Source organism: Brachybacterium alimentarium (genome assembly GCF_002332425.1).
GTDB classification, from domain to species: Bacteria; Actinomycetota; Actinomycetes; order Actinomycetales; family Dermabacteraceae; genus Brachybacterium; species Brachybacterium alimentarium.
Genome location: NZ_NRGS01000004.1, coordinates 50771 through 67942, shown reverse-complemented (window position 1 = coordinate 67942; position 17172 = coordinate 50771). Strand labels below are relative to the sequence as shown.

The 17172-nt window shown below is 71.8% G+C and carries 12 protein-coding genes; 7 read left to right on the top strand and 5 right to left on the bottom strand.

What is annotated here, in order from left to right; all coding sequences use genetic code 11:
* Nucleotides 1-168: 168 nt before the first annotated feature.
* From CIK71_RS02460 to CIK71_RS02445, 4 genes are all read right to left on the bottom strand, one after another.
* Nucleotides 169-993, bottom strand: a complete 825-nt coding sequence (locus tag CIK71_RS02460) for a hypothetical protein (RefSeq protein WP_096163593.1) — start codon at nt 991-993, stop codon at nt 169-171.
* A 302-nt stretch (nt 994-1295) separates the two neighbouring features.
* Complete coding sequence (locus CIK71_RS02455) at nt 1296-2228, bottom strand: hypothetical protein (protein WP_096163743.1); 933 nt, start codon at nt 2226-2228, stop codon at nt 1296-1298.
* A complete protein-coding gene (locus CIK71_RS02450; RefSeq protein ID WP_096163592.1) occupies nt 2225-2677 on the bottom strand; it encodes a hypothetical protein in 453 nt (150 codons plus the stop codon). Before CIK71_RS02450 ends, CIK71_RS02455 begins: the two co-directional genes overlap by 4 nt.
* A 90-nt stretch (nt 2678-2767) precedes the next feature.
* A complete protein-coding gene (locus CIK71_RS02445) occupies nt 2768-4063 on the bottom strand; it encodes an alpha/beta hydrolase (protein WP_176485505.1) in 1296 nt (431 codons plus the stop codon).
* A 231-nt stretch (nt 4064-4294) separates the two neighbouring features.
* Between CIK71_RS02445 and CIK71_RS02440 the strand changes: the two genes are divergently transcribed.
* Complete coding sequence (locus CIK71_RS02440; protein ID WP_096163590.1) at nt 4295-5038, top strand: GolD/DthD family dehydrogenase; 744 nt, start codon at nt 4295-4297, stop codon at nt 5036-5038.
* Between the two features lie 287 nt (nt 5039-5325).
* Nucleotides 5326-6396, top strand: a complete 1071-nt coding sequence (locus CIK71_RS18135) for a transglycosylase family protein (protein WP_096163589.1) — start codon at nt 5326-5328, stop codon at nt 6394-6396.
* A gap of 265 nt (nt 6397-6661) precedes the next feature.
* Here the strand turns inward: CIK71_RS18135 and CIK71_RS18130 are convergent, their stop codons facing one another.
* The gene (locus tag CIK71_RS18130; RefSeq protein ID WP_096163588.1) at nt 6662-7201 is read right to left on the bottom strand and encodes a TetR/AcrR family transcriptional regulator; all 540 of its coding nucleotides are present in this window, start codon (nt 7199-7201) and stop codon (nt 6662-6664) included.
* Nucleotides 7202-7436: 235 nt separating this feature from the next.
* Between CIK71_RS18130 and CIK71_RS02425 the strand changes: the two genes are divergently transcribed.
* The 5 genes from CIK71_RS02425 (at nt 7437) to CIK71_RS02405 (ending at nt 17138) form a co-directional block, all read left to right on the top strand.
* Entirely contained in the window at nt 7437-8882 is a 1446-nt protein-coding gene (locus CIK71_RS02425; protein ID WP_176485513.1) for an MFS transporter, read from the top strand.
* A 182-nt stretch (nt 8883-9064) separates the two neighbouring features.
* On the top strand, nt 9065-10003 hold the full coding sequence (locus CIK71_RS02420) for a methylenetetrahydrofolate reductase (protein WP_096163586.1): 939 nt from the start codon (nt 9065-9067) through the stop codon (nt 10001-10003).
* The gene (metE, locus tag CIK71_RS02415) at nt 10000-12333 is read left to right on the top strand and encodes a 5-methyltetrahydropteroyltriglutamate--homocysteine S-methyltransferase (protein ID WP_096163585.1); all 2334 of its coding nucleotides are present in this window, start codon (nt 10000-10002) and stop codon (nt 12331-12333) included. Before CIK71_RS02420 ends, metE begins: the two co-directional genes overlap by 4 nt.
* 397 nt (nt 12334-12730) lie before the next feature.
* The gene (locus CIK71_RS02410) at nt 12731-13582 is read left to right on the top strand and encodes a PHP domain-containing protein (protein ID WP_096163584.1); all 852 of its coding nucleotides are present in this window, start codon (nt 12731-12733) and stop codon (nt 13580-13582) included.
* Between the two features lie 706 nt (nt 13583-14288).
* The gene (locus CIK71_RS02405; RefSeq protein ID WP_096163583.1) at nt 14289-17138 is read left to right on the top strand and encodes a hypothetical protein; all 2850 of its coding nucleotides are present in this window, start codon (nt 14289-14291) and stop codon (nt 17136-17138) included.
* Nucleotides 17139-17172: the final 34 nt, after the last annotated feature.

Below are 17172 nucleotides of genomic sequence, written 5' to 3'. Positions count from 1 at the left end.
AGACTAGGCCCACGGGGCGCTGGCGGCCAGGGAATATGGGCCCTGTGATGCCATCGCTGCTCGAGAGCGGTCAGGGCCAGGTCCCGGCCGGCCCGGCGCGCTGCCCGCTCCAGGACCCAGCCGAAGGAGGCCTATCCGGCGATTTGTGGGTACAGGGTGCGTCGGCGGTCATCGAACGCTCCGCCCATGACGCAGGTGGGCGCCGATCAGGATGATCGTGGCCGCTGCGAGCAGCCACAGGACGAGCTCGAATCCCGTGGAGGCCAGGAAGCCGGGAAGTCCCTGCTGGACCGATGCCTGATTCCCGACACCCGCCTGGTCACCGGCGTCGCCGTGGACGGAGCCCTCGGGCCCCTCGGCAGGCCCGGAGCCAGCGCCGGACCCGTCGGAGCTCCCGAGAGGACCGTCTGAGCCGTCCGAACCGTCGGATCCGCCCTCGCCGGAACCGTCGCCGCCGGAACCCTCATCGTCGCCCCCGGGTGGTGTGGCGCCGATGTCCTCACCGGCCCCTCGGGCGTGCAGGCGCAGCGATCCGGCGAGTGCCTGCGCAGAGTCGGGGGCTTTCGGGGATAACGTCACCCTGACCGCCAGCCAGTCCTGCGAGGTGGTGTTCTGGCTGCCCAGGTCGATCGTGCGGCCTGCGGTGGGGGCGTGCTCCTTCACCAGCGTGGTCGCATCCGGGCAGGCGTCCCCGGAGGGGCGGGAGGCGCAGGACTCGACGCTCACCAGCACGTAGGGGGCCAGGGCGCCGTCGACGACGAGCGTGCGGCGGATCATCCCGTCCTCGACCCCATCTGCCGAGACCCCCACGGTCCACCGGGCGCTGTCTCCGGGGGAGAGGTTGTCCGCGTCCTCCGACATCGACGAGACGATTTGCAGGTAGCGGCCCTGCACGATCTTTTCGGGGCCGGCCGCGGAGGCGAGGGACGAGGCGCCCAGCAGCAGGGCCAGTGCAGCGCCGAGGAACAGTGCAAGACGTCGGTTCCTGTACATCACCGCCTCCTATCCCTCGGGTGGGGCCACCATCCCCCGATGACGAACGCAGCGGCGACCACACCGAGCGGAGCCAGCATCCGCGAGGTCCCCAGCTGGGCGATCAGCTGCGCGACGCCCGATACCGAGAAGGCCCGTCTGCTCACCTCCGACATATCGTACGGGGCGCGTTCGCTCGCGGCACTTGCGTCGCCGCACGAGGTAGGGAGCGGGCAATGGGGCCCTCCTGGATCGACTCGCTCCCCCTGGGACTTACCGGTTGCTCGGCGGTGCCACGCACTGCAGGCCTGGCCGTCCGTCGCTCAGCCGGCGAACCGGATCTGCTGTCGGCGGTGCTTCCGGCTGCCTCCCAGCTCGCGCCAGCGCTCCAGCGGCAGGAACGCCGCCCAGCAGATGACGGTGGGCAGGAAGTGGATGCCCAGCAGCACGAGGGTGGCGAGGTGGAAGCTCATGTACACGGCGATCGCGACGTACAGCGCGCGTCCGCGCAGGAAGAGCACGACGGGGGAGAGGGCCTCCAGCGCGACGCCGCCCCACTGCGCGGGGACGAAGATCCAGGGCACGTTCTCCACCAGCCAGTGCGCCAGCACGCTGCCGCGGCGCAGCGATGCCCAGGTGAGGATCGCGCTGTTCGCCCAGGCCGCGAGGGAGCCCGTATAGAGGATCTTGGGCACGATCGAGAAGAAGTAGGTGGCCACCACCGCGATCTGGATGCAGCGCAGCGCCCAGCCGGCCGCCTCGCTGCGCGGCTCCTCGCCGACCGTGCCCCCGCCGACGGACCCGTCGGCCGCGGATCCCGCCGGACGGCCGGCTGCGGAGCCCACCGACCCGCCGTCGCCGAAGAGCGGGGGCGTCGCGACCGTCGGCAGCACCGCGACAGCGACCATCAGAGCCATGTGGTCGTGGGCGACGTAGCCGTATCCCTGGCTGTAGAGCATCCACACCCAGTAGCCGATCGCGACCACGGCACCGGTGATGCGGGGCGTCACGCCGGCGACGGCGGCCACGCAGGCCACGATGATCAGCGCCCGCAGGAGCTGCGCGACCAGTGAGGTCATCGCCGGAAGATGCAGGATGCGGGCCAGCAGCAGCGGCGTGTAGTACTCGGCGTTGCCGGCATGGGCGACGACGTCCCCGGAGAGGGTGAGGATGTCCAGGATGACGAAGGCGTACACGATGACGCGGAGCACGTGGATCCGCGCGGTGGGCAGCGTGGGGAGCAGGATCGATCTCATGTGGCCGTCCACCTCGTGACCTCCACGAATTCGACCTCACCATGGGCCGAGCCGTCCCGCAGCGTCGTGATGCGCTGGCACAGCACGAGCACGCTCAGCGGCTCCTCGTCGAGGTGGCGACGGTCGTACTCCGCGGCGAGCGGGGCCAGCAGATCAGGGTCCGCCTCGATCGCGGGCAGGGTGTTCTCCACATCGGCTCGCGCGATCCCGACGCTGCGCGGGCCGAAGTCGATGTCGAACGGTGCGCCGCCCTCCCGCTGACCCTGCAGGCAGGTGTTGACCACTTCGCCGTCGGGATCGGTGCCGCTGGAGAACTGATCCAGCACACCGAAGGGGAAGAGGTCGTTCGAGCGGAGGAACTGGCCGGTGACCAGCACTGCCAGACAGGCCAGCAGTGCGAGCACACGCCAGGCGGCTCCCAGCGGGGTCAGGGCACGGGGGACGGTCACCCGCACGATCCTAGAACGTTCCGGGGCACCCTCGGCTCGCCGGCTCGCTGGCTCGCTGGCTCGCTGGCTCGCTGGCTCGCTGGCTCGCGCTCAGCGCAGCAGTGCGGCGAGCTCCTGCAGCATCATCGGCTGCCACCACGCCCAGTCATGGCCGCCGCTGTGCACGGCGAGGGTGGCATCGAGCCGGTCATCGGTGCCTGCGCCTGCGGTGAGCCCGTCCAGCAGGGCCGCGGCCCGCGCGGGCATGGTGCCCTCGAAGCGCCCGGCATGCAGGCGCAGTCGCAACGGGTGCTGCCGGGCCGCCCGACGCAGCGGCTCCACGAGCGCCCCCTCCTCGTAGCGCCACAGGGACACCGACTGCGCGATCGCGGTACCGATCAGCTGCGGTGCCCGTGCCACGGCGAACAGTGCGGTGAGCCCGCCGAAGCTGGAGCCGGTCACGATCGTCCGCGAGGCCTGATCGGTCAGCGGCACGTCTCCGGTGCTGTCGCGGAGGCCCTCCTCCCGCAGCCGCGGCGCCAGCTGCTCGGCGATCCAGCGCGCGTGACCGCCGGGCACCCCCAGCACCTCGCTGCGGGACGGCCCGGACTCGACGAACACCGCGGCCAGCGGCGGCAGGATCCCGGCCGCCACTCCGCGGCGCAGCCGGGAGGGTGTGCCCAGCTGGTCGACGTGCTGCAGGCCGTCCGTGACGATCAGCAGGGGGAGGGGCGCGGAGGGATCCAAGTCCTCGCAGCCCGGATCGCCGGGCCGTGAGGCCCACCACCGGGTGACCGGCTCGCCCTCGCGCGTCGCCAGGGTGTGCAGGAGAGGGGAGGGCTCGCCGTCCCTCACCAGGCCCGGGGTGAACGGTCCGTCGTCCGGCACGCAGATCACCGCGCGCTGCGCGCCTCCGCGCGCCGCCCGATGGCGCCGCGGATTGGACAGGTCCGAGACCACGGGGGCGCCGGGATCCTTGAGCCCCGACTCCCACCAGGGCGGGTCGCCGTCCTCCTCGTGCTCGACATACCCGTAGGTGGCGCGCCAGTCCGCGGGGACCTCGAAGGTGCCCTCCCACCAGCCGTTCCCCGTCGGCCGCAGATCGCAGGCCTCCCGCGGCTCCGGCCGCCACCAGCCGTTGGCCTGCAGCGCCACCGCCGTCGCCGCGCGGGCAGCGTGCCGGAAGTGCACCAGCGCCGTGTCGCCGCCCCGCGAGATGACCCGGGGGCCCTCCCCGAACGCCGGGCCGGCGCCAAGGGGCGAGCCGTCGGCCGAGGCCGCGGCGGTCTCTATCCCCAGCTCGTCCCGCCGTGTGATCGGCAGCGGCTCCTCCGGGCCGCCGGAGCGAGGGCGGGGCTGCCACAGCGCGGCGGGGAACAGCAGATCGTCGGAGGCGGGCAGAGGCATCGGCAGCTCCATCGGGAGGCGGGACGTCGGGCAAGCGGCAGACGGGCAGGGCTGACCGGGAGACGGAAGAGAGGGAAGAGAGGGAAGAGAGGGAAGAGAGGGAAGAGAGGGAAGAGGGACAATGGAAGCACAAGGCAATCACATCGCGAGCACGCAGTCATCGGCCGCCGCGGATCCTGACCACCGGGATGCGCGCACCGGGCCCGCCGCCGCAGGACAGGAGACGCTCCCATGAGCACCGACTTCACCGGACAGATCGCCATCGTCACGGGCGCAGCGGCCGGGATCGGCCACACCGTCGCCGCCCGGCTCGCCGAGCAGGGCGCCCGGATCGTGGGGGTCGACATCGCGCCCGCGCTCGCCGACGCCATCGGCGGCCTTCCCGGGGAGGGCCATCTCGCCGTGAGCGCGAACATCGCCGACGCCTCGGAGGCCGCCGGCGCGGTGGATCGTGTCGTCGCCGAGATCGGCGCCCCGACCATCCTCGTGAACTCCGCCGGCATCGGCCGCTTCGCTCCCGGTGAGGACCTCTCCGAGAAGGACTGGAGCTCGACCCTCGCCGTGAACCTCTCCGGCAGCTTCTTCATGGCCCAGGCTGCCGGCCGCGCCATGCTCGAGGCCGGCTACGGACGCATCGTCAACATCGTCTCCCAGGCCGCGGAGATCGGGCTGCCCGAGCATGCCGCCTATTCCGCGAGCAAGGCCGGAGTCCTCGGATTCACCCGCGTGCTCGCCGTGGAATGGGCAGACCGCGGGGTCACCATCAACGCCATCTCGCCGACCATCGCCGATACCGCGCTCGCACGGGAGATCTGGGTGGGGGAGAAGGGCGAGAACGCCCGCGCGCAGATTCCTGCCGGACGTTTCGTGACGCCCGAGGAGATCGCCTCGCTGGCCCTCTTCCTGGCCGGGAAGGACTCCGCGATGATCACCGGGGAGAACGTGCGCATCGATGGGGGCCGCTCCGTCATCTGAGCCGGTGAGAGCGGTGAGAGCGGTGCGAGCGGTCGGATGCGGACTTGTACTCGGTAAATCCACCGGTGTTGTTCTCGAAAATCGTACTTTCGGCAAAACCATGACAAAGAATGCGGCCCGAGTTGGTCTGACATCTCTTTCCCGGGGTGAGTCCGGGGCACGCTACAGACAGCGAACCGCGGGCGCGCAGGTTCTTCACCTGCGACGCAGCGAATGATCGGCGACATCGTCCCGATCGGACGCCTCCCGTTCCGCGCCTTCCCGTTCCCCTCCCCAGGAGTTCCCCGATGTCCGCACTGCACCGCACTCCCACTCATCGCGCCGACGGCTCGCCCGTGTACTTCCGCGGCGTGCGCGTGGCCCCGAAGGTCGCCGCCGCGACCGGCGGTGCCGTCGTCGCCGCCGGCCTCAGCGTGGCCGGAGCCGGCGTCGCGAGCGCCGAGCAGTCCGTCTGGGACAAGGTCGCCCAGTGCGAGTCCGGTGGGAACTGGTCGATCAACACCGGCAACGGCTACTACGGCGGTCTGCAGTTCTCGAGCTCCACCTGGAAGGCGTTCGGTGGCACCGCCTACGCCGCGACGGCGAACACGGCCTCCAAGGCCGAGCAGATCGCCGTCGCCCAGCGCACCCTCGCCCAGCAGGGCCCCGGCGCCTGGCCCACCTGCGGCCAGCGCGCGGGCCTGACCAAGGCCAACGGCGGCGCGGACGCGAACGCCCAGCCCGGCGGCTCCTCCTCGGGCGGGTCCAGCGCCCCCTCGACCTCGGGTGATCTCGTGGTCGACGGCAAGTTCGGCCCCGCGACCACCCGCGCGCTGGAGAAGTGGATCGGGGTGAGCCAGAACGGCTCGCTGTCCACCGGTGACATCAAGGCCCTGCAGTCCAAGGTCGGGGCGAAGGCCGACGGCAAGATCGGGTCCGAGACCACCGCCAAGCTGCGTGCCGCCATCGGTCAGAAGAGCAACGGAGCCTGGGACTTCCGCTCCGACTCCTCGAGCGTTACGGCGCTCCAGCGGTTCCTGAACAGCGGCGCGCCCGCCGCGAGCACCCCCGCTCCCTCCACCGGCGGCTCGACCGGCGGCTCCTCGTCGGCCGGGAAGCTCGTCGTCGACGGGAAATTCGGTCCCGCCACCACGCGCTCCCTGCAGTCGTGGATCGGGGTGACGGCCGACGGCTCCCTGTCGACCTCCGACATCAAGGCCCTGCAGTCCAAGGTCGGGGCGAAGGCCGACGGCAAGATCGGGTCCGAGACCACTGCCAAGCTGCGCGCGGCGATCGGCCAGAAGAGCAACGGGGTCTGGGACTTCCGCACCAACTACGCCACCGTCAAGGCGCTCCAGCAGTACCTCAACGCGAACTGACGACCGATTCGTCACAGAGCCGGTGCGTACGACGTGGCACGCACCGGCTCTTCGGTCCGGTCCACGCGGATAGGTAAGCGCGCCGCAAAGTGCTTGAAGGCGTTTGACGAGCGAAACCCATGAAACGGCCACCATGCTGCAACGAGGGTCGCCAGGAAGATGAGAGTCGGCCGCTCACGAGGATTCGATGAGGGTTTCTGGCTCAACGCCGTGATCGTGGCGCAGTGCTCGACGCCTTGGTGCGGCGGGGCGTGCTGACGAATCCTCAGGCGCGGGCGGCGGCCAGCAGCCGGTCCACGATCGGCAGCAGGTCCATGGCGGAGAACACGTCCTCGCGCTCCGGGTCCGTGCCGCCGCTGAGTGCGGCGTCGAAGTAGAGGCCGTCGCCGAGCAGCAGGATCGCCTGGGCGGTGACCTCCTCGCCCACCTCCTCCCGGATCAGGTCCAGCCAGCGCCGGCGGGCGCGGTTCATCGCCTCGCGGGCCCCCGCGTGAGCCTCCTGAGCCAGCTGCGAGACCGCGACGAAGGCCCGGTCGAGGGCGCCGCCGGTCCATACCGAGGTGCGCACGTAGTAGCGGGAGGGTCCGTCCGCCGCGGAGGCCATCTCGGCAAGGTCCTCTCCCAGCAGCTCGTCGAGCCGCTCCAGGAGGCCTTCCGCGAGCGCCTCCTTCGAGGCGAAGTGGTAGAGCAGGCCGCCCTTGGAGACCCCGGCCTCGGCGGCGACGGCGGTGAGGGTGGTGGCGCGCTGACCCTCGGTGAGGAGGAGCGACTGATAGGCGTCGAGCAGTGCATCGCGAGCTGACATGAGACCGACCTTACTGGTGAACCGCTCCGCCACCCCTTGAACTGTACCGTCCGGACGGTTTAGCTTAGGTCGGGTCGCGAGGCCGCCAGCGCCCTCTCGACCTCCTGACCGACACCCTGACAGACCCGCTGATCGAACTCCCCGCCCGCGCCCGGAGGTGCCTGTGCTGCCCGATCTCGAGAGCTCCGCGCCCGCCCGCGCCACGCGATCCACCTGGGCGGCGCTCGTGGTGCTGATGCTCCCCGTGCTGCTGATCTCCGTGGACAACACGGTGCTGTCCTTCGCGCTGCCGGCGATCAGCGAGGCCCTCGCCCCCAGCGGCCAGCAGCTGCTGTGGGTCGTGGACATCTATTCGCTCGTGCTCGCCGGGCTGCTGGTCCCCATGGGCTCCCTGGGGGACCGCTTCGGTCGTCGCCGCCTCCTGCTCGTGGGCAGCGCCGGCTTCGCGGTGGTCTCCGCACTGGCCGCCCTCTCCCCGGATGCCGGCACCCTGATCGCAGCGCGCGCGCTGATGGGACTGTTCGGGGCCGTGCTGATGCCCGCCACGCTCTCGCTGATCCGGAACCTCTTCGCCGACCCCACCCAGCGCCGCACCGCCATCGCGATCTGGGCGGCGGCCTTCTCCGGCGGTGCGGCGCTCGGCCCGGTCGTCGGCGGCCTCCTGCTGGAGCACTTCGCCTGGGGTGCGGTGTTCCTGCTGGCCGTGCCCGTGATGCTGCCGCTGCTGATCCTGGGCCCCGCCCTCATCCCGGAATCGAAGGATCCTGCCCCGGGTCCGGTGGATCCGCTGAGCGTGCTGCTGGTGCTGGGCGCCATGACCCCGCTGGTGTTCGCGATCAAGACCCTCGCGGCCAGCGGTCCGAGCCTGCCCGTGGTGGCCTGCCTGGCGGTGGCCGTCGCAGCGGGTGTCGCCTTCGTGCGCCGGCAGCTGTCCCGGCCCTCGCCGATGCTCGACGTCTCCCTGTTCACACGGCCGGTGTTCACCGGAGCCGTGCTCGCGAACCTGCTCAGCGTGTTCTCCCTGGTCGGCTTCCTGTACTACATCTCCCAGCACCTGCAGCTGGTCAGCGGGCGCTCACCGATGGACGCCGGGCTGGTGCTCGTGCCCGGGCTGCTGGTGACGATCGTCGCCGGACTCCTCGTGGTGCGGATCGTGCGCCGCGTGCCCGTCCATGTCGTGATCACCTGCGGCCTCGCGCTGAACGCGGTCGCCTTCACCCTGGTGGCCGTCACCGGCACCTGGGGGAGCGACCTGGTGCTGCTGGGTGCCTTCTGCCTGCTCGGCGCAGGGATCGGCGCGGCCGAGACCCTCAGCAACGACCTGATCCTCGCCGCGGTGCCGCCGACGAAGGCCGGAGCTGCCTCGGCGATCTCGGAGACCGCCTACGAGACCGGCGCCGTGCTCGGCACCGCCGTGCTGGGCAGCCTGCTCAATGCGGCCTACGGTCACCACATCGCGCTGCCCGCCGGTCTCACCGGCACCCAGCGGGAGGCCGCCTCCGAGACCCTCGGCGGGGCCACCGCCGTCGCCCGGGACCTGCCCGAGCACATCGCCGGGCCGCTGCTGGAGTCCGCACGCACCGCCTTCGACTCCGGCGTCGTGCTGACCAGCACCATCGGTGCGGTCCTCATGGTGATCGCCGCCGTCCTCGCCCATCGGACCCTGCGTCCGCGCGTCTGAGCCGCCTCGGGCCGCTGTGCCGGGTTGCCGTGCCGGGCCGCCGTGCCGGGCTGCCGTGCCGGGCCGCCGTGCATGATCCCGGATGACCCCTGCGCATCGGCCGGTCGAGTCCTGCTTCGCGGGGGTTCATACGGGAACATCTTCCTTCCCTTCGTGCCGGGCGCGACCGTAGCTTTCCGGGCATGTCCGCGACCACCACGCTGCCCGAGCTCGAACGCACCGCCCCGGTGCGCCACCGTCCTGCGCTCAGCTACGAGCTGTTCCCGGCGCGGTCGGACGTGTCCTTCGAGCGGCTCCGCGAGACCATCCGCCACCTCGAGGCCACCGCGCCGGACTACGTCTCCGTGACCAGCCGGGCCGGCCACGGCAACCTCGCACGGGTCCTCGAGGTCACCGAGCACGTCCTCGCCGAGACCGCGCTGCGACCGCTCGTGCATCTCACCTCGATCGGCTCCACCCGGGCCCAGCTGACCACGATCATCCATGCTCTGCTGGACCGTGGGGTGCGCGGCATCCTCGCCCTGCGCGGAGACCAGCCCGAGGGGCACCGGCTCGAGGACGACGAGATCCCCTTCGCCCGCCCGCTGGTCGAGCTGATCCGCGAGATCGAGCGCGAGCGCACCGCCACCCTGGCCGGCGGTCGCGTGAGCATCGGGGTCGCCGCCTACCCTCACCGCCACCCCGAATCGGCCACCACCAGCCACGACACCGAAGTGCTGGTGGCCAAGGAGCGGGCCGGCGCGGACTTCGCGATCACCCAGGTGTTCTTCGACGCCTCCGCCTACTGCCGGCTGCTGGAGCGGGCGCAGACCGCCGGCATCCGTCTGCCCCTCGTGCCCGGCTTCGTCCCCGCCACCAATCCTCGACGTCTCGAGCGCCTGGCCGAGATGAGCGGCGTCGAGGCGCCGCGCGACCTCCTCCACCAGCTGGAGATCGCCTCCGACGACGTCGAGCGACGCCGCATCGGCGTGCGCTTCACCGTCGACCTCGCCCGTCGGGTGCTCGACGCCGGCGCCCCCGGACTGCACCTGTTCACCTTCAACTCCCACGGCGACGCGCTCGACGTGCTCGACCACCTCGACCTGGACCGCTGGTCCACCACCCAAGGAGAGACCCGATGACCGCCCAGACCACCCCGCTTCCCGCCGCGACCCCCGTCGGCTACCCCCGGATCGGCCCGGGCCGTGAGCTGAAGAAGGCCGAGGAGGCCTACTGGGCCGGTCGCATCGACCATGCCGAGTTCGCCCGCCGCACCCGCGAGCTGCGCCGCGCCACCCGTGCCCGCCTCGCCGAGCTCGGCCTCTCCGCCGCGGCCGCCGCACCCGAGTCGTTCTCCCTCTACGACCAGGTGCTCGACGCCGCGCTCGCCGTGGGCCTCGTCCCGGACCGTTTCGCCTCGGTGATCGGGGCCGACGGCACGGTCGACGACGACGGCTACTTCGCGCTCGCCCGCGGCACTGCCGAGCAGCCGCCGCTGGAGATGACCAAGTGGTTCGACACCAACTACCACTACCTGGTCCCCGAGATCGGCCCGGACACCGACCTGCACCTCGCCTCCGCCCGCGTGGTGGACCTCTTCCGCGAATCGCTCGAGGACGGCGCCGGCACCCGCCCCGTGCTGGTCGGCCCCCTGACCTTGCTGCTGCTGGCCAAGGCGCAGGACGGTGCGCCCGAGGGCTTCGACCCGCTCGAGCGCCTCGACGACGTCGTGGGCGTGTATGCGCAGCTGCTCGCGCAGCTCGCCGCCGCCGGAGCGCCCTGGGTGCAGCTGGACGAGCCCGCGCTCGCCGCCGATCAGCGCCTGTCCGCCACCGAGCTGGCCGACGCCCTGCAGCGCTCCGTCGGCCGCCTCGCCGAGGGCGCCGACCGCCCGCAGCTGCTGGTCACCACGCCCTACGGCGGCATCGGGGACCTCCTTCCCGCACTGCTGGCCACCGGCGTCGAAGCGGCGCACATCGACCTCACCCGCGGCGACCTGCCCACCACCGACCAGCTCGCCGGCATCGGCTCCACCCAGCTGGTCGCGGGTCTCGTCGAGGGCCGCTCCGTGTGGCGCACCGAGCTGCCCACGGCCGCCGCGCGCCTGGCCGAGCTGCGCTCACGGGTCGCCGAGGCCGGGGGAGCGGCCGACACGATCTCCGTGTCCACCTCCGTCTCCCTCCAGCACGTCCCGCACACGCTGGAGCTCGAGACCTCGCTGGCCGCGGAGCTCGTGGCCACCCTCGCCTTCGCCGACGAGAAGATCGCGGAGATCGTCACCCTGGCCGGCGGCCAGGTCGAGGCCGGCTCCGTGGACGGTCCTCGGTCCGTGCCGCGCACCTTCGACGGCGTGCGCGTGGACTCCGTGCGGGAGCGCGTCGCGGCGGCCGGACCGGCCGACACCGAGCGCGACGAGTACGCCGTCCGCGCCGAGGCGCAGCGGCGCACCCTCGGCCTGCCGGACCTGCCCACCACCACGATCGGCTCGTTCCCGCAGGTCGGAGAGGTGCGCGCGGCACGTGCAGCGCATCGCCGGGGCACGCTGGACGACGCCGGCTACGAGCAGGCCATGAAGGACGAGATCGCCCGCGTGATCACCCTGCAGGAGGAGATCGGGCTGGACGTCCTCGTCCATGGCGAACCCGAGCGCAACGACATGGTCCAGTACTTCGCCGAGAACCTCGAGGGCTTCGCGACCACCGAGCACGGCTGGGTGCAGTCCTACGGCTCCCGCTGCACCCGCCCCTCGATCCTGTTCGGCGACGTGCACCGCCCCGCCCCCATCACGGTGGGCTGGTCGACCTACGCCCAGTCCCTCACCCCGCACCCCGTCAAGGGCATGCTCACCGGCCCCGTCACCATCCTGGCCTGGTCCTTCGTGCGCGACGACCAGCCCCTCGGCGACACCGCCGCCCAGGTGGGCCTCGCCCTGCGCGACGAGGTCACCGACCTCGAGGCCGCCGGGATCCGCATCGTCCAGGTCGACGAGCCCGCCCTGCGCGAGCTGCTGCCCCTGCGCACGGCCGAGCACGACGACTACCTCGACTGGTCGGTGCGCTCCTTCCGCCTGGCCACCTCCGGGGTCGAGGCGGCCACGCAGATCCACACCCACCTCTGCTACAGCGAGTTCAACGTGGTGGTCGGCGCGATCGACGCCCTGAACGCCGACGTCACCTCGATCGAGTCGGCCCGCTCCCGCGGCGAGATCCTCGAGGCGATCGACCCCGGTGCCTTCCCCCGCGGCATCGGCCCGGGCGTCTGGGACATCCACTCCCCGCGCGTGCCCGGCGCCGAGGAGATCGCCGACCAGCTGCGCCGCGCCCGCGCGGCCGTGGGCCCGGAGCGGCTGTGGGTGAACCCCGACTGCGGCCTGAAGACCCGCGGCTACGCCGAGACCGAGGCCAGCCTGCGCCACCTCGTCCAGGCCACCCGCGAGGTGCGCGCCGAGGTCGAAGCCCCAGCCGCCCTCTGACACCCGACACCAGGCGCCTGCCTCCCGACGCCCGACGCGGCACGACCCGACGCAGCACGACCCGACGCGGCACGGCCTCACGCGGCACGGCCTCGCGCAGCAAACCGGCCCTCCGACGCCTGCCGCCCGACGCGGCACGGCCTCACGCGACAAATGTGAGCTGTGGACCTATCCAGCCCGAGCGGATAGGTCCACAGCTCACATTTGCTCCCGGCCTGGCCTGGCCCGGCCTGGCCCGGCCCGGCCTGGCCTGGCCCGGCCTGGCCCGGCCCGGCCTGTGGCGAGGCAGAGAGGGCGCGGCGAGCTGCCCCGGTTCTTGGGCACCAGCACCGTGTCCACCAGCACCGTCTCCACGAGCACCGTGTCCACGAGCACCGCGTCATGGCAGGCTGGACCCATGAACCTCCCCGCCGACAGCCACGTGCACAGCGAGTTCTCCTGGGACACGGGCGGCCCCGACTCCGATGCTCGCGGCACCATGGACGCCACCTGCGCTCGCGCCGTGCGCATCGGCCTGCCTGCCCTGTTCTTCACCGAGCACCTCGACCTCGAGGACGCCTGGTTCAGCGATTCCGAGGACTTCGGCGCACACGAGGCCCATCTGCTCGGGGACGACGGGATCGTCACTGTCCCGCGCTTCGACGTGGACGGCTACTTCGAGAGCATCGAGCGCTGCCGTGCGGCCTACCCGCAGCTGCGCATCGGTACGGGCCTCGAGTTCGGCCAGCCCCACCTGCGCGTCGGGGCTGCTCGCCGGCAGCTCGACCTTTCGCGCTTCGACCGGATCATCGGCTCTCTGCACACCCTCGAGTTCGAGGGCCGTCGGGCCGAGCCGAACACCCTGTTCCGCCGACTTCCGGCCGACGAGGTGGTCCGCCGCTACCTCGCCGAGATCCCGGCCCTGGTGGCGGGTGACGAGCCTTTCGAGGTCGTGACCCACCTCGACTACGCCCTGCGGTATTGGCCGGAGGAGGCCCGCGGCCCCCTCGACCCCCGGGATGTCGAGGAGGAGTTCCGGGCGGCGATGCGTGCGATCGCCGAGAGCGGACGGGCGCTCGAGATGAACACGCGCCGACTGTGGCCCTGGATGCCGCAGTGGTGGAGCGAGGAGGGCGGGCGCGCGATCAGCTTCGGCAGCGACTCGCATGCTCCGCACAGCCTCGCCCACGGTTTCCCCGAGGCCGTCGCCATGGTCGAGAGCGTCGGGTTCCGGGCTGGCTCGGATCCTCGGGACCTCTGGACGCGCTGAGGCTCACCGCCCCACGCCTCAGGCTTCGCGCCGTTCGCAGCGTTCGCGCCGTTCGCGCCGCCCGCTCCCGCACCTGTTCGTCCCCCGCTGCCAGCCCTGCCAGCTGTCCCGCCGTCAGCGCTGCCACAGCGAGGGTGAGGAGCGCGTCCCATCGGGCGGTGACCCCTTGGCCTTCTGGTCGTCTGTCGATAACCTGAGAGCGGCGTGGGGGCCATCCGGATAAAACCTGAGTACGAGAGTGCGACGGGTGCTGCCGACGGGCCAGCTCTGGGGACCACGTCGATTCGAGACATTCGACGACCCGGAGGGGAAGCACATGACTGTGCCTGGTGAGGAGCAGGGTCCGCAGGATCCGCCGCAGCACGACGGAGGCGCAGGGCAGTCGCCGCAGTATCCACCGTCGACTCCGCCGGAACAGGCTCCGCAGAATGCGTCGGCGCCGTATGAGTCACCCGCCCCTTATGGATCGCCCGTACCCTATGGGTCACCCGCACCCTACGGCTCGTCGGCACCCTATGGGTCTCCGGCTCCGCAACAGGCCTCGCCCGCCCCTTATGGATCGCCGGCACCCTACGGATCGTCGGCTCCGCAACAGGCTTCGCCGGCGCCCTACGGCTCGTCGGCCTGGGCGGGGTCGCCCGCCCCGCAGGGCGCCGCCGGCCCCACCTCCGCCGAGCACACCGCCCCCGCCGCGCCAGCCCCCGGCATGACGCCCGAGGAGATCACCCGGAAGCTCGGCGAGGTCGGCCTGGTCAATCCGCTGCAGTCCCTGGCCGTGGGCGCCATCGCATACGCCGGGGCGTTCCTGATGGCAATCGTCGCCGTGGTGCTGTCGGTGGTCGCCATCGTCGTCAACGGTCTGGGCAACCCGGTGGATTCGGCGCTGGAGTCCGTGGACATGGACCAGGCCGAGGCGGGGAGCGGCGTCGCCTCCCTGCTGCGCCTGCCCTTCCAGCTCGTCGCCATGGCGACCTTCGGGTCCTTCGACGTCGACGGCACCATCGAGGGCGTGAGCTTCGGAGCGGGTCTCCGCATCCTCCCGTTCGGGATCACCCTGGTCATGGTGCTGCTGGCCTTCTACGGCGGGCGCTTCGTGCAGAAGCGCCAGCGGGCCGGTCTCCTCGGCATCTGGACCACGTCGGTCCTCACCGGCTTCGGGGTGGCGCTGTTCACCGTGCTCTCCGCCTTCATCCTCGCCGAGCGCGTCCCGGCCGAGGCGGGTGCCTCGATCAGTCTGCACGCAGCCGGATTCGACACCTTCTTCGGCGCCTTCGCCCTGATCACCCTGTCGCTCGCCCTCGGTCGGCTCACCGTGCGCGCGCGCCGGAGCTGGTGGCCGCTGGTCGCGGACCTCCCGGCCGCCTTCAAGCTCGCCGTCTCCCACGCCCTGATCGTCACCGTGCTCGGCCTGTGCGGGGTGACCATCGTCAGCACCATCCAGGCACTGATCGACGGCGAGACGCCTCCGATGATCTACGTGCTCCTGCTGCTGCCGCTGATCGGTGGCCATGTCCTGTCGTTCGTCACGGGTCTGGACATGCTGTCCGCGGCCACCGCGAACATCGACGGTGCGGGCGCGTTGAGCTACCTCATGGACGGGATGAACGGGACGGAACGGGCGACGATGTTCTCCCTGCCCTGGTACACCTGGCTCGGCGGGCTGCTCCTCGGCGGCCTCGCGCTGCTGCTCGCCTCCCTGCTCTGGCAGCATCAGCGCCGGATCGTCCCGCATCACGTCGTCTCGCTCGGAGTCTCGTGGATCGCGCTGCCCGCCGCGTACTTCCTCGGCGGTCTCGTGCTGCTGGTGCTCTCGCAGGCGTCCGTCGCGGCCCGGCTCTCCGGTGGGGGCTTCTTCTTCGGCGACATGCGGATCGGGGCCTCCGTGGGCCTGGCCGCGTGGACGCCGCTCCTGGCGATGATGGCCGGCGTGATCGTCGAGCTGCTGAGCCGCTTCGTCGCCCCGTTCCTCACCCCGTTCCTGCCGTCCGCGGCACTGTCCTGGTTCCGCAGGCCGCTGGCTCCCGCCGCCGCGGGCGTGACCTCGGGTGCCGTCGGCGCGGCGGGCGCCTCTTCGGCAGCCGGTCCGGCCGGCTCCGGGCCTCTCACGTACTCCGCACCTCTCGCAGGGGCCGCACCCGACGGCGGTTTCTCTCTCGCGCCCTCGGCGCAGGGGATCCCGACGGATATCAACGCCGACGGCGTCGTCGAGGCCGGAACCGTCTCCGCCCAGCATGCCGGGCAGGCTCAGGCGCACGAGGCCGTGCCGACGTCGGCCGACGGAACCGCTGCCGCCGGGCGCTATGCCACGATGCCGATCGGAGCCACCGCCGGGGCACTTTCCTTCGCGGGTGCTGCGGGTGCTGCGGGTGCTGCGGGTGCTGCGGGTGCTGCGGGTGCTGCGGGTGCTGCTGGTGCCGCTGGTGCCGGTGGTGCCGGTGGCGCTGCAGGGGCCGACGGTTCGACCGCCGAGCCCGGCGCCGCCGGGAACTCCACCGGGAAGATCACCGCGGCCGCCGCGTCGCTGTCCCCGAGGACTCGGAAGCTGGTCCTCGCCGGGGCGGTCGTCGTCGGCGCCGGGATCGTGCTGGTCATCGGCCTGATCGTCACCTTCGTGGTCCTCTCGAACACCGTGTTCTCCCCGGAGAAGCGCGTGGAGGCCTACCTCGGCGCCGTCCAGGCGGGCGACGCCGAGCAGGCGCTCGAGATCGCTGCGCCGAACGTGCCCACCGCGCAGCAGGCGCTGCTCACCAACGACATCGCGGGCGCTGCGGAGAACCGCATCAGCGACTTCGAGATCGTCGGCTCCGAGGAGAGCGGCTCGAAGAGCGCGACCGTCACCGCGAAGGTCACCCAGGACGGCGTGACCACCACGCGCACCTACCGGGTCGACCGCAGCGGACGCACCGCGGTGGTGTTCCCGGACTGGACCATGGCCGAGACCGAGTACGCCACGCTCGCCCTGATGATCCCGGACGGGGCGGCCACCCTCCTGGTCAACGGCCAGGAGGTCGCGGTCTCCGATCTCGACACCTCCGAGGGCTACTACGCACCGGCGGCCGTGCTGCCCGGGCAGTACACGGTGACGCTGCCGGAGTCCTCCGAGCTCGTCGCCGCCGTCGAGAGCGTCGCCTACGTCTCGGCCGATCCGGACGACTGGTACGAGCTGTACGCCGCCCCGGGCTACAGCCTCTCCGAGTCCGGCATGGAGGAGGTCCAGACCCAGGTCGACGCGCTGCTCGACGAGTGCGCGACGAGCACCGAGGAGAGCCCCGACGGCTGCCCGTTCCGCGCCTACGCCTACGGCGTCGTGGAGGACAGCGGCTCCTGGACGATCGACTCCTATCCCACGGTGGAGGTCGAGGAGGGCGAGGAGGGCTGGTACTTCGGCTCGTCCTCGTCCGCCGGCGCGGCCACGTACTCCTACCAGAAGGAGGGCTGGGGGTCCGACGACGAGCCCACCGACGAGACCGACGAATCCTCGTTCTCGGTCTCGGGCACCGTGACCGTCGGCGAGGACGGCACAATGGCCGTGGAGTTCGACGACGGCTGGTGGTGACCCGGCCTGACCGGACCCGAGCGGCCATGTCCCC